Below are 22,260 nucleotides of genomic sequence, written 5' to 3'. Positions count from 1 at the left end.
TTCTTCATCCTTAGAGGCTGATCAGGACACTCTTGCTTTTACGGTTGGCCTGGAATGCTTCCCGGCCGAGATCCTTGCCAATACCCGACTGCTTGTAGCCGCCTGTCGGCAAAATGTGGTCGCGCGAACGGCCGTAGCGGTTGACCCAGATCGTGCCGGCCTGCAGGCGGCGGGTGAGCCGGATTGCGCGCGAAAGATCGCTGGTGAAGAGGCCGGCGGCCAGCCCGTAGCTCGGGTGGTCGGCAAGCGCCATGGCTTCTTCCTCCTCTTCGAATGTCTGTATGGTCAAAACAGGCCCGAAGATCTCCTCGACCACCGCCGGAGACGTCTGGTCGATGCCGGTCAGGAGCGTTGGCGCGTAGAAATAACCGGGTAAATCCATGGAACTGCCGCCCGTCAGCCGTTCCGCGCCGGCTGCGACCGAGGCGGTGACGATGTCATCGATGCGCTGGCGCTGCCTGTCGGAAATGATCGGTGAATACTGGCTTGCCGCATCCCAGGTCGGGCCTGGAACAATGGTCTTCATCCGTTTCAGGATGGCTTCGATAAGCCGAGCGGAGGCGTTCTTTTCGACGATCAGCCGGGATCCTGCAACACAGGCCTGTCCGGCATTGCTGGTGATGCTTGCCGTCACCGCCGCAGCCGCCTTCTCGATATCTGCATCTGCAAAGACGATCTGCGGGCTCTTGCCGCCAAGCTCAAGGGTCATCGGCTTTATGCCGGTGCGGGCGATATTCTCCATGATCGCCGAGCCGGCGCGCGTCGAGCCGGTAAAACTTACCTTGGCAATGTCGGGGTGCCCGGTAATGGCGTTGCCGGTGGTCATTCCGTCGCCGAGCACGATGTTGATCAGGCCCGCCGGTATGCCGGCCCGAACTGCGAGTTCGGCAAGATAGAGCGTCGAAAAGGGTGTCATCTCGGATGGCTTGAGGACAACGGCATTGCCGGCGGCAAGTGCCGGGCCGAGTTTCCACGCTGCCATGTTGATCGGGAAATTCCATGGGGTGATGGCACCGACCACTCCATAGGGTTCCGTCATGATCATGCCGAGATTGCCATCGTCGGTCGGCACCAGCTCGCCGCCTTCCTTGTCGGCGAATTCGGCGAAGAAGCGGATCTGCTCGGCGGAGACCGCGATATCGCCCGAGACCAGCTGACCGACTGGGCGGGTGGAGGATATGGCTTCCAGCCGGGCCAGCGTTTCCGCCTCCTGCTCGATGAGATCGGCCCAGCGATGCAGGAGGTTCAGTCGCTCGCGCGGGCGGAGGCCGCCCCAATTGCTGGTTTTCAGCGCCGATTTCGCGGTCTGGACTGCCTGATCAACGACATCGGCGTCGGCAACCGGGCAGCCGGCATAGTTTTTCCCGTCAGATGGCCGTTTCATCGGGATCATGCCCTCGGCAGCGACAAGCCGATCGCCGATAAAATGCCCCACAGGCAAGGTCAGGCTGTCGGGATCGAAACTCAGGCTCATCGCTATGCCTCCGGTTACGTGACGACGATACCGTCGTTTGCGCAATGCCTGTCCATGGGGTTTCGGCACATGGCCGAATGCGGCGCGGCTTGACCATCAAACCGCGCCGCCTGCATTCGTGTCAGGGCGTGACCGTGATGTAGATCTTGCGAACTGTTTCGATGGTCTTCCAGACACCGACGAAACCCGGCTTCATGACAAAGCTGTCGCCGGCCTTGTAGACGACCGGCTCGCCATCCTTGGGAGTGATTTCGACGATGCCGGAAATGATGTGGCAGAACTCGAAGGTCTCGCCCTTGATCGAGTGGGTGAGGCCAGGGGTCGCTTCCCAGACACCGGTATGGATAAGCTCGCCATGTGCTTCATCCTGCGCCCATGTCTTGAACTGCGGGTCGCCGGAAATCAGCCTTTCGGGCGTGGGGCGTCCTTCACGCGGGGCGAAGGACGGGTTGGTTTCGATGGTCTTGAGGAGCGACATGGTTGTCCTTTCGATGTCGATGTTTCAATATCCGCGCTGTCTGTCGACGAGGCCGACCGGATCCAGTCCGGCGCGAAGCCTCTTGATATTGTCGATCACGGCACGCGCGGCTGTATGGGGTTGGGTGATGCTGGCGATATGCGGCGTGAGCAGGATTTTCTCATGCCGCCAGAATGGATGGCCGGCCGGGAGCGGCTCCGGGTCTGTCACGTCGATGACGGCTGCCGAAAGCTGGCCGTTATCAAGGGCGGACAGCAATGCATCATGATCGAGTTGTGGGCCGCGTCCGACATGCACGAGGCCTGCACCCTTGGGCATCGCGTTGAAGATATCGGAGTTCAGGAAGCCGCGTGTCTCGTCGGTCAGGGGAAGCAGACAGATGAGAATGTCTGTTTCGGACAACATGGCCTTCAGACCATCCGCGCCGCTGTAGCAGCGAACTCCATCGATGCTGCGCTCCGACCTGTTCCAGCCGGCAAGAGGAAAGCCAAAGGGCTTCAGGCGATCGAGCACGGCCTGGCCGAGATTGCCGAGGCCGAGGACGCCGATACGGCGTTCGCCGGCCTGTGGTTGCGGCAATACCTTCCACGCTTCGGCCTTCTGCTGCAGCAGATAGGCGGGAAGGTTGCGGTGAAGCGCGAGCACGCCGAGCACCACATATTCCTGCATCATCCGCACGATGCCTTCTTCGACCATCCGTACGATCTTTACATGCTCTGGCACCGAGGCCGTGCTAAACTGGTCTATGCCGGCTCCGGTGGAAAACAGCACTTCGAGGTTGCGGTAACGTGCAAGGTTTTCCGGAACCGTCCAGGTGATGAGGTAACGAACTGCGTCGGGATCGACGGTCGAAGGGTTCATGGAATAGGGCAGGTCAGGAAGTTCTCGGGCAAAGGCGTCCCGGAAAATCTGGCCGCGCACGGCGTCTGAGTGGAAAAGGAAGGTCATGATGCTGTTCCCATCTCAAGTTTGCCGGCAGCATATCTGGCCGAGCATCTCGATCATCGTCTGGCAAGCAGCCAGTTCGCTCGTCAGGATGAATTCGTTCGGCTTATGGGCGCGGGCGATATCCCCCGGCCCGCAGACGATCGCGTCAATGCCCGCCTGCTGATAGAGACCTGCCTCCGTGCCATAGCTGACCGCGGCGAGCGGCTCGATGCCGGTTAGGTCTTCAAGAAGGGCCGCGAGCGGTGACGAGGAGGCAAGTAGAAGGGCAGGGTAGGCGCTGAGCAATTGCCAGTCGACTTCGAAACCTCTGGCGGTGAGTGCTGCTGCTACCGTTCGCACGGGAGCAAGCAGTGTCTGCGGTTCCGCGGACGAAATGGCTCGTGCCTCTATCTCGAGCGAGCAGTGGTCCGGAATGACGTTGACGGCCTGGCCACCGCGGATCGTTCCGACGGAAATGGAGGAATAGGGCGGCTCGAATTCTCTTTCGAACGGACCGTTTGTCAGCTCCGCTGCCGCAGCGACGGAGGCCTGCAATACTTCGGTCATCGCATGAATAGCATTGAGGCCGAGATCGGGCCTCGAGGAATGTCCCGTTCGCCCCGTGATCGTGACCCTGGCTGCGGCTTTTCCCTTGTGCGCAAGGATCGCCTGCATGCCGCTCGGTTCTCCGATGATGGCGCCAAGCGGGGCCAGGCACAGGTCCGGCAACCGGGTAAGTAGATGCGGCACACCCCGGCAACCGGCCTCCTCGTCATAGGAGAAAGCAAGATGGATCGGGCGTGCAAGGGGGGCAGCGACAAGCGCGGGAACGGCTGCCAGAACCGCTGCCAGAAAACCTTTCATGTCGCTGGTGCCGCGGCCATACAGCTTTTCGCCATCGGCTCTCAATGCGAAAGGATCGCTATTCCATCCGGCCTCGCCGGCCGGCACCACATCCATGTGACCTGAAAGTATATAGCCGGGCCTGTCAACAGGGCCGATCGTCGCGAAAAGATTGGCTCGGTCGCCCTCAGGGCCTGCCAGCACATGCGACTTGATGCCAAACGAGGAGAGATAGGCCGCAATCCACTCAACGATATCGTTGTTTGGCGTGCCGACGATGGAAGGGAAACCAACCAGTTTTTCCAGGATCTCGTAGGTGCGCATCGATCTTGCCGTCATGCCCAGTTGCTATGTGCCGTAATGGCGGCATCTCCCCGATTTGAAGACCAAGGTTAGTCGTCGGGAAAAGGGATGGCTGCTGAAAGTCGAAGGGATACGGTGCAATCTTGTGCCGAAACTCGTCTTCGCAGTGAAATGTTTCGCCAGGTACGGGCTAACATAATCACTGGGAGTGATGGGCTTTTTACCGGGCCTGCAAGAAAGTCCTGTCGCGGCTGGGTGAAGGATGAATACGAAGATACCTCAGACATTGCATGTCGATGCGTTCGAGATGCGTACGGCCGACATCGCGGATGTCGAGCTTTCACAACTTCAGGCATTGTCGATTTCCGTTGGATGGCCGCATCGGGCGCCCGATTGGCAGCACGCACGCGATGTCGGCCACGGCTTCGTCGCGCTTGACGAGATCGGGCGAATATCCGCATCCACCATGTGGTTTCCTCATGGAGATCAGTTCGCCACTTTCGGCATGCTGATTACCGCCCCTCGACTGCAGGCGAACGGCGCTGCGAGATGGCTGATGGAACGTGTGCTTGCGGATTGTTCCGGCCGGCATATTCGTCTCAACTCGACCCGTGAGGCACGCCGCCTTTACGTCTCGTTCGGCTTTCGCCCGCAACGGACGATATTTCAATGTCAGGGCGAGGCCGTTGCGCCGCCGGCAACTGCCGCAATCGCCGACGGCCTGACGCTCAGACGCCTGGATCGCGCCGATATCGAAGCCGTGATTGCACTCGATACACCCGCCTTTGGCGCGGAGCGGCGGGTTCATCTCATCCGTCTGCTTGAAAGCTCGATCTGCTACGGTCTTTATGACGGCGACCGGTTGCTGGCCTATTCGATGAGACGCCGGTTCGGGCGCGGGCATGTGATCGGCCCGATCGTCGCGTCCTGCGATGCGGATGCCATCGTCGTGACACGTCCGCATATCGTTGCGCATGTCGGGAGTTTCCTGCGGATCGACCTTCGTTTCGAGACCGGCGACTTTGCGAATTTTGTCCAGCAGTCCGGCATGTCCGTCTACGACACGGTCAAGACGATGGTGACATCCGAGGCCGCGAGTTATGGCGAAAGCGACGGCGGCCGGCCGATCGTTTATGGGTTGGCTTCGCAATCCTTCGGCTGAAGGTGCGCGTTAGCGGAACTGCCTGATGGAAGCATTCGGGCCTGCGTTACCGCTGGTCCCAGCGGTCACGCATCTCGTAATAGAGAACGACGAGGGGTAAAAACCAAGGCTTGCCGTAATAGAGATGACGGCTGCGGAAGGGCAGATCTTCGTAGGCACTCGGTTCATCTTCGATACCCAGCATGCGTTGGGCTATCTTGTGGCCAAACCAGCTGGCGCGCGCGATGCCGGTCCCGTTATAACCGCAGGCGTAATAAACACCCTCATGTTGACCGAGATGCGGCAGCTTGTCGAAGGTGAAACCGGTCTGCCCGTGCCAATAGTGGGAAATCCCTGCATCCGCCAGTTCGGGAAAAACCTGCAGCATCTGTTTACGCAGATGCGCGGCATTTGTTTCCACTACGTCCTCACCGGTAACCTTTAGCACGCGGCCGCCGAAGAGGATGCGCGTCCCGTCCGGCGATGGCCGGAAATAGGTGACGACACGCTGGCTTCCGGCAAGCATGCGCCGCTTCGGCATCAACCGGCTCATGACGGCGGATGGCAGAGGTTCGGTTGCTATGATTGCACTGCGGATCGGGATGATACGGCGCTGCAGGAAAGGATAGAGCGGGCCGGTATAACCGTTCGTGGCGAGCAGAACCTGCTTTGCCCCGATCTGCCTCTTGCCGTCCGACACCCGGAAGCCTGCTGCTTGCCGTTCGAGTGCCGTCACGCGCACGCCAGCAACGATGTTTACGCCCGCTCGTTTGACAGCATGTGCCAGGCCTGCAACGTATCGGGCCGGATGTAACCCGGCATAGCCGGGAATGGCGAGGCCTCCATGATAGAAATCGGTGCCTATCTCGCCATGTTGTTCCGCATATGGCACGAGATAAGCATCACAGGGCATGACTTTGCGGATACGCTCCAGCTGCGCGCCCATCGCATCGTAAGCGCGCGGTGTAACAGCGCCGCGGAAATATCCGACGACTGCCAGATCGCAATCGATTCTCTCCTGGTCGACGACATCCTTTACGTGCTGCAGGGCCTGAAAGCTCTCGGTGACGATTGCCCTTGCCTTGTCGGGACCATAGGCCATGGCCGTGTCGAATGTTGCCCAGCCCGGCCCCAACATGCCTCCGTTTCGTGAAGAGGCGCCCCAGCCGGGGGCTTCGGCATCCAATACGGTAACCTGTCGGCCTGCCCTGGCAAGCGTCAGGGCCGCATTGAGGCCGGTGAAGCCGCCGCCGACAATGACCACCTCGCTGTGGGAAGGCAGATCCGCTTCCAGGGTTGCTGTCGGTTTCGCATCCTCCCACCAATAGGGTTCATTGACGGCGTCATGGGTGAAAAAGCGGCTTTTCAGCTTTGTCATGGCCGTTACGCTTCCAGAACGCGTCGCAGGAAATCCTGTGTGCGCGGGTTTTGCGGACGGCTCAACACTTCTTCGGGAGGCCCCTGTTCGACCAGGACCCCACCATCGAGAAAGAGCACGCGATCGGCAACTTCCCGCGCAAAGCCCATCTCATGCGTAACGACAACCATGGTCATGCCTTCCGCGGCCAGTGATCGCATGACGGCAAGAACCTCGCCGACGAGTTCGGGATCGAGCGCGGATGTCGGTTCGTCGAACAGAATGGCGTCCGGCTGCATTCCGAGCGCCCTGGCGATGGCCACACGCTGCTGCTGGCCACCCGACAGTTGGGGCGGATAGCTGTCTGCCTTCGCGGCAAGTCCAACGCGTGTCAGGAGTTCGCGGGCATGTTCGAGCGCTTTCTCTCGCGGTTCCTTCTTAACGTAGATCGGCCCTTCCGCGACATTCTCCAACGCCGTCATATGAGGGAAGAGGTTGAAGCGCTGAAACACCATGGCCACCCGGGTGCGGATGCGCCGGATGCTTTTGCTGGCGGTATCGACGCGATCGCCATGAACCCTGATCTCGCCGCCCTGATAGGTCTCAAGTCCGTTGATGCAGCGAAGCAAGGTCGATTTGCCGGATCCCGAAGGGCCAATGATGCAGACGACCTCGCCCTTTTTCACCGAGAAGGAGATGTCGTGGATGACTTCGATCGTGCCGAAACTCTTGCGGATGTTCTTCAGTTCGATGATGCTCATCGCGATTTCCCCAGACGTCGTTCAAGCCATGAATTGAAAGCCGTCAGCGGCAGGCTCATGGCAAGATAGATGAATGCGACAAGCGTGAAGATGATCGTGTTTTCGAAGGTCGAGGAGGCAAGCAACTTTCCTTGCAGCGACAGCTCCGCGACGGTGATCGTCGAAGCGAGCGAGGAATCCTTGAGCAGCATGATCATCGTGCTGCCGTAGGGTGGTAATGCAACACGGATCGCCTGGGGCAGGATGATCCGTCGCATCAGCAGGCCCCAGCCCATGCCGATCGAAAGCGCCGCTTCCGTCTGGCCCCGGTCGATGGCTTCTATGCCTGAGTGGAAGACCTCCGCCATGTAAGGCGAATAGGCTATGCCCAGGCCGATTATGGCTGACTGAACGGCCGTCAGCGACAGGCCGAGATCCGGCATGACGAAGTAGATATAGAACAGGATCACCATTCCGGGAATGCCGCGGACGATGATGATGATCGTGCTGGCGGTAAAGGCGAGCGGCGCAATGCCGCTCACCCGCATCGAAGCCCAGACCAGACCGAGCACGGTCGCAAGGACAAATGCTCCAATGGTCACGAGCACGGTCAGATAGACGCCCTGCATCAGGATCGGCAGATAGCTGGGCGCCTGCTCGAAGAAATGAGACATGATCTTTGTTGCCGAGTCTTAGAGGCCCCACTTCTTCTTGATCGCGTCGAAGCGGCCGTCCTCTTTCATCTTGGCAAGCCCGGTATTGATCTTTTCCAGAAGCTCGGCATTGCCTTTGGTGACCGCGATATTGATCGGACCGACGACAGCCGGCTTGTAGGATTGAACGAGGCGAAGTCCCGGGAAACGTCCCTGAGCAATATTATAGGAGAGAATCGGATAGTCGCCGACGCCGCCGTCCAGGCGACCATTGGTGACATCGCGCAGGATGTCGGGCAGAGATTCATAGGCGTTTACCTCAGACGGCGCGCCGGATGATTTCATGTAATCGATGTAGCGGGTGCCGACCTGAGCCCCGAGCTTCTTGCCCTTGAGATCTTGGACGCTGATGTAATCGGTCGTGTCCTTGTCAGATACGACCAGGCCTTCGCCATAGGCGTAAACATCCTGGCTGAAGTCGACGACTTTGGCGCGCTCGGGCGAGCCATACATAGCTGCTGAGATGATATCGATCTTCCCGGAGGTCAGCGCTGCAATCAACGCCGAGAACTGCATCGGCTGGATCTCGATCTTGAACCCGCCGTCCTTGGCGATCCCCTCGATGACATCCACCATCACTCCCTGGATGGTATTGGTTTTCGCATCGAGGAAGGTGAAGGGAGTACCCGTCGGTGTCGACCCGACCTTATAGACCGTCTGCGCCTGAGCTGTATGCGCGGCGACTGCGAAAGATATGGCAACCAGAGTAGTCTTGAACCACATTTTACCTGTTCCCTTTTTATATTTTTCAAGAAAATGCATCGCGGATTATCTCCGACAGACAAACGTAATCTCTCGGAAACATTGTTGCGTGTGCAGAGCATTGAAGCCCGGTGCAGGATTATAAAAATCGTCCGGTAGGACAGAGTGTCTCATCTCGGAATCGTACGATGTTGCGAATGGCGAATACTTCACAGCAGATAATGCTGAATCATGAGCTCATTCAAAATCATTGGGATGACCGCGCATTTGATTTATCAATTCCGCTTGGCTGGGTGATGGTCGCGCGAGCTTGTAAGATAACTTCCATGGATAAGAATTCACGCCGTATGATTTCATCCAACACAGCGGTTTGCTGCCTGAAAGATATGGTCAAAAGTTCGTATCTCATTAATAGCTTAATTACGCTCTGACCCGCAGCGAGTTTTCCGGAGGCCGTCAAAGCATACACGGAGGAAATGAACCGGCTGACCCGGGATCGCCGCGCGCAGGCGCAGAACGATCGGAAGTCGCTCGCTAAGGTCGAGAAGGCCATCGCCGGGATCATTGCGGCCATCGAGGACGGCGTGTACCAGCCGTCCATGAAAGCCCGCATGGACGACCTTGAGCGACAGAAGGCGGAGATCGTCGCCCGCCTTGGGCAAGTGCCGGCGGACATGCCCGACATTCACCTTAATCGCGCCGACCTCTACTGCCGCCGCGTCGAGCGTCTGTCCGACATCCTCCAGCGCCCCCCGGACGGCGGCAGGCAGGCGGCGGAAGCTCTCCGCTCACTCATCTGGGAAATCGTCCTTACCCCACACAACCAAGCGGGGCTAAGTTCACGCGAACCTACGCGGCGAGTTGTTAGGCATTCTCGACTTCGCCAGAAGCCGAGGAAAAAGGCAACCCGGTTTTATGCCAGAGGTCGAAGCCTGCCGCCGCAACCAATATTCCCGGAATAAGATCGATCCTCCTCGCGAAAGCCCGGTCTATGTCGTCCGGAGCGAAAAATCTTATGTACTCTCCTGCCTCTCCGCAGGCACGTTTGCCCTCACAATCTTGCAAAACTTCAGCTTCCGCTGGCCCAAAATTCCTGTGCACCTCAATTTACATGCAGAGGGCTAGTTTCTCAGTTCGGTGCCTACTGCCTCGGTGGCATCGCATGCGTGGTCAGCCATACTGCGTGCTATCCGGCGATAGTGGAAGACATCCTGCCTGGATGTCGTTGCTTCCTCGATCAAGGCCGCCATGCGCGCGTGCAATGGAGATTTGATGCAGGCGGGATCGGTGGCGGCAGCGTTTCCTGCAATCGCCATCGCCTGACAGCGACAGCCGCCCCAGTCTATTTCCTTGCGGTCGCAGGTACGGCAGGGTTCCGCCATCCAGTCCGTGCCTCGAAAGGCGTTAAATGCGGAAGAACCGTGCCAGATGTCGGCCAGGCTTTTTTCGCCGAAACGGTCGAAAACAAGTCCCGGTATGGTGTCGGCAGCATGGCAGGGAAGGACGGTGCCGTCCGGCGCCACCATGAAGGCGTCGCGCGCCCAGCCGCCCATGCAGGGTTTGGGGTAAATCGCGAAATAATCGGGCGTGACGAAATCGATGGCGAGAATGCCGTGAAGCCGTTCCTGCGCTTCCCGCACGACATTCACCTGGCGTTCGACGGCGGCACGGTCCGGCATCAGGGTATTGCGGTTGAGAAGCGCCCAGCCGGCATATTGAACATTGGCGATCTCCAGCCTCTCGGCGTCAAGTTCGAGCGCCAGTTCGATGAAGGCCGGGATCTCATCGATATTGTGGCGGTGGATAGGAGCATTGATCGTCAAGGGCAGGCCAGCTGCACGCACCTGTTCGGCCGTCCCGATCTTCTTGACATGCGCATCGCGATAATTGCCGATCTTTTCGGTGGTGGCGGCGACAGCGCCTTGAAAACTGATCTGGACATGATCCAGTCCAGCCCGCGCCAGATCGTCGATCCGTCCTTCACGAATACCGACGCCGGCGGTGATCAGGTTTGTATAGACGCCGCGATCGCTCAGGCGGCGGACCAGAGTTTCGAGATCCTGCCGCAGGGTCGGTTCACCTCCTGACAGATGGATCTGGAGCACGCCGAGATCGGCTGCCTGGTCGAACAGGGCCAGCCAGTCTTCCGTTGCCATTTCACGGTTTGCCTTCAGAAGTTCGAGCGGGTTCGAACAATAGGCGCATTGAAGCGGACATCGATGCGTCAACTCGGCCAGCATGCCGATCGGGGGAAGAACCGCTTCGGTCATAACGTCACCAGCGAACGGTCCGACCAGTCCTGCAGAAAGGTTTGGACGTCGAAGGTTATCTCTTCGATGGGTGCGTCATATTGCATCGACAGTTCCTCCAGGATCTGGGTCACCGAATGCGTGCCGTCACATAGGTTGAGAATATCGAGGCTCACCTCATCCGGCCAGAACACCTTTTCCGGTGACAGCAAAGCCCAAGCCTGCCGGACAGTGTCATATTGCAGCCGCACATGGGGCTTCAGCGTCGGCGTCGATCCGGAAGAAATAACGATGCGCTGCCTTTGCGGTCTCATCATGGCTGCTTCGGATCGAAGGCGCCGGGTGGAATGTGACCGTGATCGCCGTAAGCCTGTTCCAGCGCGTCCAGCATGGCCCAGAGCAGGTCGCATTTGAAGACGAGCGCATCGATCACCGCCTGCTGTTTTTCGGGTGTATCAGCATGTTGTCGCACATAGGCGAGCGCATAATCGGCATCACGCGAAGCCTGCACCGGCCTCGGCTTGAAATATTCGAGAATATCCTCAGTGACATAATCATACTTCGCGAGCATGGCGGGAACCCGCTCGCCGATGATGACGGGTGAAAAAAGCTCGGTCAGGGAAGACGCCACCGCCTCCAGTAGGCTTTTATCTGTACAGAAGGACAGATATGCGCCGACGGCGAAGCGGGTGGCCGGCAGTGCGCCCTGCTGGCTCGCCACAAAATCCCGATCAAGTCCGAGCCCAGTTGCAAGTTTGAGCCATCGGGCAATGCCGCCATTCCAGCCGTCACTGCCGTCGTGATCCTCTATCCGCTTTCGCCATTCGGCCCGAAACGCGGGATCTTCCGCATGCGACAGGATCATCGCGTCCTTGCGGGGGATAACAGCCTGATAACAATAGCGGTTTAGCGCCCAGGCCTGCAACTGCCCCTTCGAAAGCTGGCCCGAGGTCATCTGATGATGAAGCGGGTGGCGGTTGTGATAACGGGAAAGGCCGATTTCGCGCAGGATACGCTCAAGTTCATTTGGCGTCAGTCCATTGCCTGCAGCATCAGCGAACTCGTTCACAGGCGGATCTCCATTCCGTCATATCCAATTTCCCAGCCGCCTTTGCGCACCGCCGCCGCTTCGGGCGAATGATTGTCCAGGATGGGATTGGTGTTGTTGATATGCACATAGATCCGCCGTCCGATCGAAAGATCGGCCAGAGCATGCATCGAGCCGTCATCGCCGGAAATATGCAGATGGCCCATGCGTTGCCCGGTTTTCGTGCCGACGCCGGAGGTCAGCATTTCGTCATCGGTATAAACTGTTCCATCGAAGAGAAGGCATGAGGCCCGATCCAGGCGCTGTCGGAGGTTGCCGTCGATGCGGGCGCAGCCAGGAATGTAAAAGACGGCCGACACGGCGTTTCCAGACGTGATCTTCAGGCCGATCGTATCGCCCTCTTCGGTCCCGAAACCTTGTTCGGCCTTGGCCTGATCTTCCAGAAAAAGGGCAATCTTGCCGGGCACCGCGAATGCTTCCACCGAAATGCCGGTTGGCCTGTTCTGCCAGTCCAGAATGGGAGAGATTTCATGCAACTTCAGTTCACGACGCTCGACCAAGGCCGGATCGACCACGTTGAAGATCGCATTCTGCTCCAGCACCGCAAGAACGCGTGCCGTGGCATAGATGACGAACCGCTCCCGCTCCCGCAGGTTGAGCAGACCGGCAATATGATCGACATCCGCATTCGTCAGCACCACGGCGGAGATTGGGGTGGAACGCGGTGGGGCGTTTTCGGCCGGCTGCAGTTCCGGCGTCGCTGCAATCTGCTGTCGGATATCCGGCGACGCGTTGAACAGCACCCACCGCGCTTCGTCGGCGCTAGCGGCAAGACTCGACTGGGTTCTGGGGCGGATGTTTTCCGCGCCTTTTCGGGCATCGCGGCTCAAATGAAAATTACAGTTCCACTGGGGGAAGCCACCTCCGGCGGCGGACCCCACAACCTTCAGGTACATGAAACCCTTCCCCTGACGAGATCTCGCCACGGCTCAATATCATATCTGAAAGACGCCCCATCCGGGGTCCGGATGAGGCTGCTTTAACTGCTTATTTTTTCGACGGAAGTTGTGCGGGAAAGTATCGTGACATTTCCATTCCGACGGGGACGGTGCACATCGTCGGTTTCTTCCAGATCTTCTTCATAAGTTTCTCCTCCTCATAAAGGGCCTCTTCGGCCAAGATCATCATACGCGCAATCCTGCGATGTACAACTGTAGATTAATGCGAAGTTTAGAGGCAGCTTCACATTTACAGGTTGTAATCCGATGCGTCTGCGCTAATCTGACCACGGCACCGATAATCCATGGCAGATCCGAACAGTATCGGAGATGTGTGTTCTTTTGCGAGCATATAGGATGTGTGGTGGCTGTTTTCGTCTTTTTACTCATTTCAGTTTTTCTTGCGGTTCTGCCTCTCGCAGAAGCTAGCGCACAAGCTTCATCCAAACCCGGAACAGCAGGTCAGGTACTGCCTGAACCTGAGGCATCCGAAGTCAGGCTCGGCTACATTCGCGCCTATGCGCCGCAATTGGCGCTGTCGGTTCTCGATGTACCACCGCGCGACGAAGGGGTGGCGGGGGCAAGTGTCGCCATATCCGACAACAACACGACCGGTCGTTTCCTGGAGCAGAAATTCTCGCTGGACGTCGTTGAAGTAAAACCGGATTCGGATGTGCTTGCCGTTTTCGATGTGATGGCGGGCAAGGGGATTTCGACAATCCTTGCCGATCTTTCCGCAGTTCAGCTTCTGGCGCTGGCGGATGCAGCCCAAGCCAAAGGAATAATCGTCTTCAATGTCGGTGCCACGGACGACCGGTTGCGGGAAGAGGATTGCCGCGCAAACGTCTTTCATACTGCACCGACGCGCAGCATGCTGGCAGACGGGCTAGCGCAATATCTGATCTGGAAACAATGGCCGCGCTGGGCGCTGGTTTATGGTTCGCATGAGAACGACCGGCTGTTCGCCGACGCTCTGCGCCGGGCGGCCGAGCGGTTCGGCGCGGAGATTGTCGCGGAAAAGGAATTTGCCGATACCGGCACGGCGCGACGAACCGATAGCGGCGTGGTGCAGATCCAGCGGCAAATGCCGGTGTTTACGCAGGGGCTGGCCGAGCATGACATTCTGCTGGTCGCCGATGAGAGCGAGGTTTTCGGCACCTATGTGCCGTTTCGCACCTGGCAGCCGCGGCCTGTAGCCGGCACGGCGGGACTTATGCCCTCCGCCTGGCATCCAGCCAGCGAGCAATGGGGCGGCACACAAATCCAGAATCGTTTTCTCAAGGCCACAGGACGGCGGATGCTATCGAAGGATATGTCTGCCTGGACGGCAGGACGCATCATCGGCGAGGCGGCAACGCGTACGCGGAGTGCCGATCCGGCCGAGATCGCTGGGTTCATCCGCTCCGACGAATTCTCCATTGCAGCCTTCAAGGGGCAGAAGCTGACCTTTCGGCGCTGGAATTGGCAGTTGAGGCAGCCGATCTTCATCGGCGATGGCCGATCGGTGGTGTCGACCTCACCGCAGGAGGGATTTCTGCATCAATTCTCCGAACTCGACACATTGGGCATCGACCAACCGGAGACGAGGTGCGTGCTGAAATGAGGTGACAACAGAGGAGCCTTGGGAGGGGCCGACATGCAGAAAAGACCGACTTCAGTCGCCATTACGTTTGCTTCGCTGCTATGCGGCGGACTGATGGGCGCACAGCCGGCCGAAGCCTTCATGGCCTATGTGTCGAACGAGAAGGACAATACGGTGACCGTTGTCGACACGGCAACCGGCACTGTGGTGAAAACACTTCCCGTCGGGCAAAGACCACGAGGCATCACCATCTCGCACGACGGCAGGTTCATCTATCTCTGCGCCAGCGACGACGACACGATCGAGGTGATCGATACGCAGACGCTCCAGATCGTCGACACGCTTCCCTCCGGGCCGGACCCGGAACTGTTCGTTCTGTCGCCGGATGGCAAGACGCTTTATGTCGCCAACGAGGACGACAATCTGGTCACCGTCATCGACATCGAAAGCCGCGATGTGCTGGCGGAAATCCCCGTCGGCGTGGAGCCGGAGGGCATGGGCATCAGCCCCGACGGCAAGACCATGGTCAACACGTCGGAGACGACGAACATGGCGCATTTCATCGATACCGACAGCCATGAGATCACTCATAACGTGCTGGTGGATGCGCGGCCGCGATTTGCCGAATTCAAGCCGGACGGATCGGAAGTGTGGGTGAGTGCGGAGATCGGCGGTACGGTTTCGGTCATCGACAATGCCAGCCGGGAAGTGAAGCAGAAGATCACTTTCGAGATCGCCGGCCTGCGCTCCGAGGCGATCCAGCCGGTCGGCGTGCGCATCACCGCCGATGGCAGAAAAGCCTATGTGGCACTGGGGCCGGCCAATCGTGTCGCGGTGGTCGATACGGCCACCTACAAGGTGGAGAAATATGTGCTGGTCGGTCAGCGGGTGTGGCAGCTCGCTTTCACGCCGGACCAGAAGACGATCATCAGCACCAATGGCGTTTCGAACGACATTACTTTCATCGACGTGGCGAGTGACGAACCGGTGCAATCGGTGACGGTCGGAGCGATGCCGTGGGGCGTGGTGGTTTCGCCGAAATAGGAAACTGGGATAACGGGAGGAGGAAAGTATGCTGGATTATCGGACATTGGGGCTGGTCGCATTGGCGGCTGTGTTTCTGTCTGCGGGCATCGGCTTTGCGCAGGACAAGGATGATGATGACGACGACAAGCCTGCAGCCAAAACGGCAGTCTCGACGGAAAAGGTGACACGGGCGAGCAAGGATGTGCCGGAACTGGTGCTCGGCTCGGCAAAGGACAGTTTTGCCGTCAATCGCAAGGATTTCGAGCTGGTGGCGGGGCAGGGCTATCGCTGGAAGATCACTTCTGCCGCAGGGCTGGAATACAAATTCGTCACCGACCTGTTCCGCAATGTCTGGGTGAACCAGATCGTCATCAACGATCTCGAGGTCCATATGAACGGCGCGCCGGCGTGGCTCGAATTCGACAGCGAAGGCACGATGCAGGTGCAATTCACCGCTGTTCGTCCCGGTAGCTACACATGGTCAGTGCCGGATCTCGCCGACAAGGGAATGAAGGGGACGATTACCATCAAATAGGAAAATGAGTTTGTGTGGCGTCAGGCGGGCGCAGTGGTGAGCGTGGAGGAACATGATGCACGGTATCGAAGACGAAGGCGGCCCAGCACAAGCCATGGCGCTGGAGGTCGCCATGGTCAGCCATTCCTATGGGCAGAAGAAAGCGCTCGATGCCGTCTCCTTCTCCCTTCCCGCAGGTAGCTTCACCGTTCTGCTGGGTCTGAATGGCGCCGGCAAGACAACGTTGTTTTCGCTGGTCAGCCACCTTTACGACACCCGCCAGGGATCGATCCGCGTCTTCGGCCGGGATATCAGGCGTGAACCGGGCGAAGCTCTGCGCCGGCTCGGCATCGTCTTTCAGGCGCGCACGCTCGATCTCGACCTCTCCGTCGGCCAGAACCTCGCCTATCACGCGGCGCTGCATGGTATGGGCAGGCGGGATGCAATGGTGCGGATCAGGGAGCTGCTGGCGCAGGTCGATATGGCTGACCGGCTGCACGACAAGGCCCGCAATCTTTCAGGCGGACAGATGCGGCGTGTGGAGATCGTGCGGGCGCTGTTGCATCGGCCATCCTTGCTTTTGCTCGACGAAGCCACGGTCGGGCTGGATATCCGCTCGCGCGCCGACATCCTGGCGACGATCCGCGCGCTGGTGGCGCAGACCGGCTTGAGCGTGTTTTGGGCAACGCATCTGATCGACGAGGTGGATCAGGCCGACGATGTGGTGATCCTCGACAAGGGATGCGTGCTGGTGGCGGGGGCGGTTGCGGATGTGGTGCGTCAGGCGGGGGCGAGGGATATCGGCGGGGCTTTCGCAGGTCTGACAAGCGGAGCCTCGCGCTCCGAATTGAGCGTGGCCGCCGTCGCAGCGATAGGGGAGAGCAGAGATCTTGCCGCGCGCTGCGAGGTCGATGCGGCGGCTCCGTTGGTCGGAGCGGCGCGATGAGCATTCCCGCCCAGACCGGCACCGTCTCAGGCAACCCGCAACGCGGGTTCGGCATCGCTCAATACGCCGCGTGCCTCACCGGTATCATGCTTCGCGAGGGCCTGCGTTTCCTCAATCAACGCGAACGTTTCATCTCTTCGCTGGTGCGGCCGCTTTTGTGGCTGTTCGTCTTTGCCGCCGGCTTTCGCCAGGTTCTGGGCGTGTCGATCATCCCTCCCTACAAGACCTATGTTCTCTACGAGGTCTATATCACTCCGGGGCTTTGCGGCATGATCCTGTTGTTTTCCGGCATGCAGTCGTCGCTTTCCATGGTCTATGACCGCGAGATGGGCAACATGCGCACCCTGCTCGTCAGCCCGTTTCCGCGCTGGTTTCTGCTGGTCTCTAAACTTCTGGCCGGTGTCGCCGTGTCGGTTTTGCAGGTCTACGTGTTTCTTGCCATCGCCTGGTTCTGGAGCGTCAAGCCACCGGTGATCGGTTACCTGCTGGTCCTGCCGGCATTGGTTCTGGCGGGTATGATGCTGTGTTCGCTCGGCATGCTTCTGTCCTCGATGATCCGCCAGCTGGAAAATTTTGCCGGCATCATGAATTTCGTGATCTTTCCGATGTATTTTGCATCCTCGGCGCTCTATCCGCTTTGGCGAATTCAGGAATCCAGTCCACCTCTTTTCCATATCTGCCAGGCGAACCCTTTTACCTATGCGGTGGAACTGATCCGCTTTGCGCTTTACGGCCGGATCGACTGGATATCGCTTGCAGTCGTTTGCGGTTTCACCGTGCTATTCCTCGGCGGCGCCATTCTTGCCTATGACCCCGCCAAAGGGCTGTTGAACCGCAAACGGGATTCAGGAGGAAATGGCTGATGTTGTGGTTCATGCGTGCTCTGATCGCTGCGGCCTTGGGATTTGCGGCGTTGTCACGGCCGGTTTTTGCCGCCCAGGGCGACGATCCCGACTGGCCCTGCATCCAGCGTAAGGTGCCTGAATTGTCGATCGGCCAGATCTGGACGGGGCCGGAACTGCCACCGCAGGCCGCAGACTGGTCAAAGGATGAGGCGGTGTCGGAACTGGTGGATGATCTCGCCGCGCGACGCCTTCCGCTGCCGGAGGCGCAAGAGAAGATCAAAGCCTATCGCGACACGCTGCCGACAGACCAGCGGACACTCCATATCGCCATGCTGATACAGGGCCTGTTCGACAAAATGAATGGCGAGCGCAGCCATGTCATCTCCGGCATCGCCCGTTATGCGCAACGCCAGCGTGATTTGGCGGCCAGCCTTCGTCGGGAAGGCTCTGCGCTTGATGCCATGCGGGCAAAGCCGGATGTGGACCAGAACCAGGTGACGCTGCGCAGCGAGCGGCTGATGTTCCAGACGCGCATCTTCCAGGAACGCGTCCAGTCGCTCACTTATGTCTGCGAGGTGCCGACGTTGATAGAGCAGCGGCTGTATGCGCTGGTCAAAACGCTTGCCGAGGCCTCGCCCGCTCAGTGAAGCGGGTCGGGCCGCCAACACCAGATGTCACGGCGAAAATTGCTTCAGATAGGCGATGACATCGGCCACGTCCTTGTCCGCCTTCAGCCCGACGAACGCCATCTTGGTGCCTTTGACGACGCCTTTCGGGTCATGAAGATAGGTGGTGAGTGTGGCTTCATCCCACACCATGCCGCCCTTGCCGGCATCGCTCATGGCCGCAGAATATTTGAAGCCCTCATGGGATCCAGCCGTTCGTCCGAGCAGCCCTTTCAGAGAAGGGCCTATCTTGTTCTGATCGGTATCGGAGACATGACAGGCCTTGCATTTCGCAAATACCTTTTCACCCGCAGCCGCATCCTGGCCAAAGGCATAGCCCGCCATCGGCAGCACAAGGCCGATGGCGCCAATATAACAGATGGCACGCATAGAGTTCCTCCCAAAAGCATGAGCGGTGACGGGTAACTCGGTTCGACACCACGCCTGCACACGCAAGGGTAGTTCGTCATAACGCTAAGTCAACATCCCGAAATCAGGTCGTCTGCAAAATAAGGTTGCATTAGAGATTTCGTACGTTCGGCATGTCTGATTGACGGCTTTTTCGGGCAAGCGTATTCTGTAGCCTGCTGACGGCCCCTGCAGGCCGACAAAATCGCGGTCCACATGATGCAGGAGAGGGGCTTGCGATGAACATGGTCGATCTTGTCCTGACGGTGTGTCTGTTGGCCAATCCCAGCGATTGCCGCAATGAGCATCTGCTTTTCGAGAGCCGCGGTTCGCTGTTCCAATGCATGATCCTGGCGCCGGCGGAAATCGCGAAATGGTCGGGACAGCACCCTGCGGTAAGAATTGTACGCTGGAAATGCGCCTTTCCGGATAAGGGTCGCAAGGTCTGATTTTCCAGCCGCTAGCGAATTGTCAACACGGTCAGAAACAGCGAACGTCCGCCTCCGCCTGAGCGCGTCGCAGCTCGGAAACGGCCGATTTCGCCACAGCTCCCTGTCGGAAAAGTACACCTCGCTCGCCCGTCTGCAGGCCCAGGCTCATAAAAGTCTCGGCCGCCTCGTAACGCTCATAGGGTATGATCGACGAGATGACATCGATCGAGCAAGAACAACTTTGGAGTGCGTTTCGCGTTTCGCCGTTCGCTTTCATGCAACCGTGGACATAATCGACTATTGCAACCGTTGGGTAATCGTCCCGCGCCAGGGAGATTGTGGTGAAGCAGAGTGCAACGAAGAAGAATGAGAGCTGAAAAATTCTGATAAACATCAAAAACCTTCCTTGTTCATGGCGTTGTACTCCCAATGCTCAAAGAGAATTCCGCAATCATCTTCAAATTATCATATGTTTTATCTAAGTAATACTCCTGAGCATTTGCAATAAAATATGTCGCGGAGCAGCAAATTCAATTATAGATCAAGTCAGCTCAAATAATACACTTGCCGCGATTAATGTAATACCCTATCTTTTAAACGGTTTCCGGCTTCAAGGTCTTGTTTTTGGGAGAGGCAAGATCCGCAGGCCTATCGGGTGGGCAGTAAAGGTGCCCTTGGCCCATCCTTTTGCCGTGACACGCTGACGGAAACGTTTCCCGCACATTGAGAAAATCACTTGGCTGCGCTGGAGCATGCGACGGTTCGCGACGACGAATCGTGCGTGGATAATAAGCATCGGGAGGATTTCACATGCGGATACCTGTCAATTCCAACATTGCACGAAATCTATTTCTACCACTGGCGACCGCGGGCGTTCTGGCCACGGGGTTTTCCGGGGCGGCTTTCGCCAACGACGACCTGACCAAGCTTGCCAAAGACCCGAAAAACTGGGCGATGCCGACCGGCAACTATGCCAACCATCGTTATTCGGAACTCAAGGAGATCACTGCGGGCAACGTCAAGAACCTGCAGGTGAAATGGACCTTTTCCACCGGCGTCCTCAGAGGCCATGAGGGTGGACCGCTGGTCATCGGCGACGTGATGTATATTCACACGCCATTCCCGAATATCGTCTATGCGCTGGACCTGAAGAACGACGGCAAGATCCTCTGGAAATACGAACCCAAGCAGGATCCGAACGTCATCGGCATCATGTGCTGCGACACCGTCAATCGCGGAGTTGCCTACGGTGACGGCAAGATCATCCTGAACCAGGCCGATACGACGGTGGTGGCGCTCGATGCCAAGACCGGCAAGGTCGTTTGGTCGGTGAAGAACGGTGATCAGATCGATGGCGGCAAGGGCGAATCCGGCACGGCTGCGCCGCTTGTGGTCAAGGACAAGGTGCTGATCGGCATCTCCGGCGCCGAATTCGGCGTTCGTGGCTGGACTGCGGCATATAACCTGAAGGACGGTTCGCTCGCGTGGAAAGCCTATTCGACCGGGCCTGATGCCGAAACGCTGATCGACCCGGAAAAAACGACCCATCTGGGCAAGCCGGTGGGTAAGGATTCCGGCATCAATACCTGGGAAGGCGAGCAGTGGAAGACCGGCGGCGGTACGACCTGGGGCTGGTTCTCCTACGATGCGAAGTCCAACCTCATCTATTACGGCACCGGCAATCCCTCGACCTGGAACCCGGTTCAACGACCTGGCGACAATCGCTGGTCGATGACCTTGATGGCGCGCGATGCCGATACGGGCAAAGCCAAATGGCTCTACCAGATGACCCCGCATGACGAGTGGGATTATGACGGCGTCAACGAGAACATTCTCGTCGACGGCATGGAGGTCAAGGGCAAGAAACATGATGTTCTGGTGCATCTCGACCGGAACGGCTTCGGCTACACGCTGGATCGGGTGAGCGGCGAGTTGCTGGTGGCCAAGAAATACGATCCGAAGGTCAACTGGGCGACGGAAGTCGTGATGGATCCGAAGAGCGAGCAATATGGCCGGCCACAGGTGGTCGCGAAATATTCAACGCAGCAGAATGGTGAGGACGTCAACTCCACCGGCATTTGTCCCGCAGCACTCGGTTCTAAGGACCAGCAACCGGCGACCTATTCGCCCAAAACAGGCCTTTTCTACGTGCCGACAAACCATGTCTGCATGGATTACGAACCCTATAAAGTGAGCTACACGGCCGGCCAGCCTTATGTCGGCGCGACCGTGTCGATGTATCCGGCGCCGGAAAGCCATGGTGGCATGGGCAATTTCATTGCCTGGGATGCCGCCAAAGGTGAGATCGTCTGGTCTATACCCGAACAGTTCTCCGTCTGGTCCGGGGCGCTGGCAACCGCCGGAGACGTGGTCTTCTACGGCACGCTGGAAGGCTATATCAAGGCTGTCGATCTGAAGGGCAAGGAACTTTACAGGTTCAAGACGCCTTCCGGCATTATCGGCAATATCAACACGTTCGAACATGGCGGAAAACAGTATATTGCCGTGCTTTCGGGCGTTGGCGGCTGGGCCGGCATCGGTCTTGCCGGTGGGCTTCTCTCTCCTGAAAACGCTGCGGCATGGCATGGTGCAGTGGATCAGGGGCGCGGCGGACAGGATGAGGCTGCCGTCGTCGGAACGGCGGGTCTCGGCGCTGTCGGCGGTTATGCGGCGCTTGCCGACTACACCACGCTTGGCGGCCAGCTGACAGTATTCGGCCTCCCGGACAACTGACCACGGAAATATCCTCCGTCGAAGGGTCGTGCTCGCGTGGCGCGGCCCTCAAGGTGCCCTCTGGGCATCAAATGATCATCCGAAACGACTGTGCGGGCAGGCTTCTTCATTTGGTTGGGAGCTTTGAGGCGGGCTTT

The 22,260-nt window shown here is 58.6% G+C and carries 25 protein-coding genes; 11 read left to right on the top strand and 14 right to left on the bottom strand.

The features are described 5' to 3' along the window. Positions 1-10: 10 nt before the first annotated feature. The 4 genes from GGE33_RS22015 to argE form a co-directional block, all read right to left on the bottom strand. A complete protein-coding gene (locus tag GGE33_RS22015; RefSeq protein ID WP_183827999.1) occupies positions 11-1,474 on the bottom strand; it encodes an aldehyde dehydrogenase family protein in 1,464 nt (487 codons plus the stop codon). A gap of 121 nt (positions 1,475-1,595) precedes the next feature. Further along, on the bottom strand, positions 1,596-1,952 hold the full coding sequence (locus GGE33_RS22010; RefSeq protein ID WP_183827997.1) for a cupin domain-containing protein: 357 nt from the start codon (positions 1,950-1,952) through the stop codon (positions 1,596-1,598). A gap of 24 nt (positions 1,953-1,976) precedes the next feature. Continuing rightward, on the bottom strand, positions 1,977-2,900 hold the full coding sequence (locus GGE33_RS22005; RefSeq protein ID WP_183827995.1) for a 2-hydroxyacid dehydrogenase: 924 nt from the start codon (positions 2,898-2,900) through the stop codon (positions 1,977-1,979). A 15-nt stretch (positions 2,901-2,915) separates the two neighbouring features. Continuing rightward, positions 2,916-4,046 (bottom strand): acetylornithine deacetylase, encoded by a 1,131-nt coding sequence (gene argE / locus GGE33_RS22000; protein WP_183828129.1) that lies wholly within the window; start codon positions 4,044-4,046, stop codon positions 2,916-2,918. A gap of 241 nt (positions 4,047-4,287) precedes the next feature. On the opposite strand from argE, the gene GGE33_RS21995 reads away from it, so the two are divergent. Beyond that, positions 4,288-5,187 (top strand): GNAT family N-acetyltransferase, encoded by a 900-nt coding sequence (locus GGE33_RS21995; protein ID WP_183827993.1) that lies wholly within the window; start codon positions 4,288-4,290, stop codon positions 5,185-5,187. A 46-nt stretch (positions 5,188-5,233) separates the two neighbouring features. Here the strand turns inward: GGE33_RS21995 and GGE33_RS21990 are convergent, their stop codons facing one another. The 4 genes from GGE33_RS21990 to GGE33_RS21975 are packed head-to-tail and all read right to left on the bottom strand — an operon-like array spanning position 5,234 to position 8,699. Then, entirely contained in the window at positions 5,234-6,544 is a 1,311-nt protein-coding gene (locus GGE33_RS21990; protein ID WP_183827991.1) for an NAD(P)/FAD-dependent oxidoreductase, read from the bottom strand. 5 nt (positions 6,545-6,549) lie between these two features. Beyond that, entirely contained in the window at positions 6,550-7,278 is a 729-nt protein-coding gene (locus GGE33_RS21985) for an ATP-binding cassette domain-containing protein (RefSeq protein ID WP_183828126.1), read from the bottom strand. Positions 7,279-7,280: 2 nt separating this feature from the next. Then, positions 7,281-7,937: an amino acid ABC transporter permease gene (locus GGE33_RS21980; protein ID WP_183827988.1), complete on the bottom strand. Its 657-nt coding sequence runs from the start codon at positions 7,935-7,937 to the stop codon at positions 7,281-7,283. Positions 7,938-7,955: 18 nt separating this feature from the next. After that, positions 7,956-8,699: an ABC transporter substrate-binding protein gene (locus GGE33_RS21975; protein ID WP_183827985.1), complete on the bottom strand. Its 744-nt coding sequence runs from the start codon at positions 8,697-8,699 to the stop codon at positions 7,956-7,958. 176 nt (positions 8,700-8,875) lie between these two features. Between GGE33_RS21975 and GGE33_RS21970 the strand changes: the two genes are divergently transcribed. After that, complete coding sequence (locus tag GGE33_RS21970; protein WP_183827982.1) at positions 8,876-9,109, top strand: hypothetical protein; 234 nt, start codon at positions 8,876-8,878, stop codon at positions 9,107-9,109. Between the two features lie 45 nt (positions 9,110-9,154). Beyond that, complete coding sequence (locus GGE33_RS21965; RefSeq protein WP_183827979.1) at positions 9,155-9,640, top strand: hypothetical protein; 486 nt, start codon at positions 9,155-9,157, stop codon at positions 9,638-9,640. Positions 9,641-9,799: 159 nt separating this feature from the next. On the opposite strand, the gene pqqE is transcribed toward GGE33_RS21965, so the two are convergent. Genes pqqE through pqqB form a run of 4 tightly spaced genes read right to left on the bottom strand, consistent with a single transcriptional unit; the run spans position 9,800 to position 12,931 of the window. Further along, complete coding sequence (pqqE, locus tag GGE33_RS21960) at positions 9,800-10,948, bottom strand: pyrroloquinoline quinone biosynthesis protein PqqE (protein WP_183827976.1); 1,149 nt, start codon at positions 10,946-10,948, stop codon at positions 9,800-9,802. Continuing rightward, a complete protein-coding gene (gene pqqD, locus GGE33_RS21955) occupies positions 10,945-11,244 on the bottom strand; it encodes a pyrroloquinoline quinone biosynthesis peptide chaperone PqqD (RefSeq protein ID WP_246436364.1) in 300 nt (99 codons plus the stop codon). Before pqqD ends, pqqE begins: the two co-directional genes overlap by 4 nt. After that, positions 11,241-11,996, bottom strand: coding sequence for a pyrroloquinoline-quinone synthase PqqC (gene pqqC, locus GGE33_RS21950; protein ID WP_183827972.1), 756 nt, complete (start codon positions 11,994-11,996; stop codon positions 11,241-11,243). The genes pqqD and pqqC overlap by 4 nt, the downstream gene beginning before the upstream one ends. Further along, positions 11,993-12,931, bottom strand: coding sequence for a pyrroloquinoline quinone biosynthesis protein PqqB (pqqB, locus tag GGE33_RS21945; protein WP_183827969.1), 939 nt, complete (start codon positions 12,929-12,931; stop codon positions 11,993-11,995). Before pqqB ends, pqqC begins: the two co-directional genes overlap by 4 nt. A 511-nt stretch (positions 12,932-13,442) precedes the next feature. Between pqqB and GGE33_RS21940 the strand changes: the two genes are divergently transcribed. Genes GGE33_RS21940 through GGE33_RS21915 form a run of 6 tightly spaced genes read left to right on the top strand, consistent with a single transcriptional unit; the run spans position 13,443 to position 18,533 of the window. Continuing rightward, positions 13,443-14,576 carry an ABC transporter substrate-binding protein gene (locus GGE33_RS21940; protein WP_246436388.1) on the top strand — a complete coding sequence of 378 codons (1,134 nt, stop codon included), beginning with the start codon at positions 13,443-13,445 and terminating at the stop codon, positions 14,574-14,576. A gap of 33 nt (positions 14,577-14,609) precedes the next feature. Then, a complete protein-coding gene (locus GGE33_RS21935; protein ID WP_183827963.1) occupies positions 14,610-15,599 on the top strand; it encodes a YVTN family beta-propeller repeat protein in 990 nt (329 codons plus the stop codon). Positions 15,600-15,627: 28 nt separating this feature from the next. Then, positions 15,628-16,116 (top strand): cupredoxin domain-containing protein, encoded by a 489-nt coding sequence (locus tag GGE33_RS21930; protein ID WP_183827960.1) that lies wholly within the window; start codon positions 15,628-15,630, stop codon positions 16,114-16,116. A gap of 52 nt (positions 16,117-16,168) precedes the next feature. Next, positions 16,169-17,041: an ATP-binding cassette domain-containing protein gene (locus GGE33_RS21925; RefSeq protein ID WP_425486664.1), complete on the top strand. Its 873-nt coding sequence runs from the start codon at positions 16,169-16,171 to the stop codon at positions 17,039-17,041. Beyond that, entirely contained in the window at positions 17,038-17,904 is an 867-nt protein-coding gene (locus GGE33_RS21920) for an ABC transporter permease (protein WP_183827954.1), read from the top strand. The genes GGE33_RS21925 and GGE33_RS21920 overlap by 4 nt, the downstream gene beginning before the upstream one ends. Next, positions 17,904-18,533 (top strand): hypothetical protein, encoded by a 630-nt coding sequence (locus GGE33_RS21915; RefSeq protein WP_183827951.1) that lies wholly within the window; start codon positions 17,904-17,906, stop codon positions 18,531-18,533. Before GGE33_RS21920 ends, GGE33_RS21915 begins: the two co-directional genes overlap by 1 nt. A 27-nt stretch (positions 18,534-18,560) precedes the next feature. Here the strand turns inward: GGE33_RS21915 and GGE33_RS21910 are convergent, their stop codons facing one another. Beyond that, positions 18,561-18,941, bottom strand: coding sequence for a c-type cytochrome (locus GGE33_RS21910; RefSeq protein WP_183827948.1), 381 nt, complete (start codon positions 18,939-18,941; stop codon positions 18,561-18,563). 257 nt (positions 18,942-19,198) lie between these two features. Here GGE33_RS21910 and GGE33_RS21905 point away from each other — a divergent pair, with 257 nt between their 5' ends. After that, entirely contained in the window at positions 19,199-19,408 is a 210-nt protein-coding gene (locus tag GGE33_RS21905; RefSeq protein WP_183827945.1) for a hypothetical protein, read from the top strand. Positions 19,409-19,439: 31 nt separating this feature from the next. Here GGE33_RS21905 and GGE33_RS21900 read toward each other — a convergent pair whose 3' ends face one another. Beyond that, on the bottom strand, positions 19,440-19,784 hold the full coding sequence (locus GGE33_RS21900; RefSeq protein ID WP_246436362.1) for a hypothetical protein: 345 nt from the start codon (positions 19,782-19,784) through the stop codon (positions 19,440-19,442). A gap of 416 nt (positions 19,785-20,200) precedes the next feature. Here GGE33_RS21900 and GGE33_RS21895 point away from each other — a divergent pair, with 416 nt between their 5' ends. Beyond that, a complete protein-coding gene (locus tag GGE33_RS21895) occupies positions 20,201-22,123 on the top strand; it encodes a methanol/ethanol family PQQ-dependent dehydrogenase (protein ID WP_183827942.1) in 1,923 nt (640 codons plus the stop codon). Positions 22,124-22,260: the final 137 nt, after the last annotated feature.

Source organism: Aliirhizobium cellulosilyticum, from assembly GCF_014198105.1.
In the GTDB taxonomy this organism is placed as follows: domain Bacteria; phylum Pseudomonadota; class Alphaproteobacteria; order Rhizobiales; family Rhizobiaceae; genus Neorhizobium; species Neorhizobium cellulosilyticum.
This window is presented reverse-complemented; position numbering and strand designations above follow the sequence as displayed.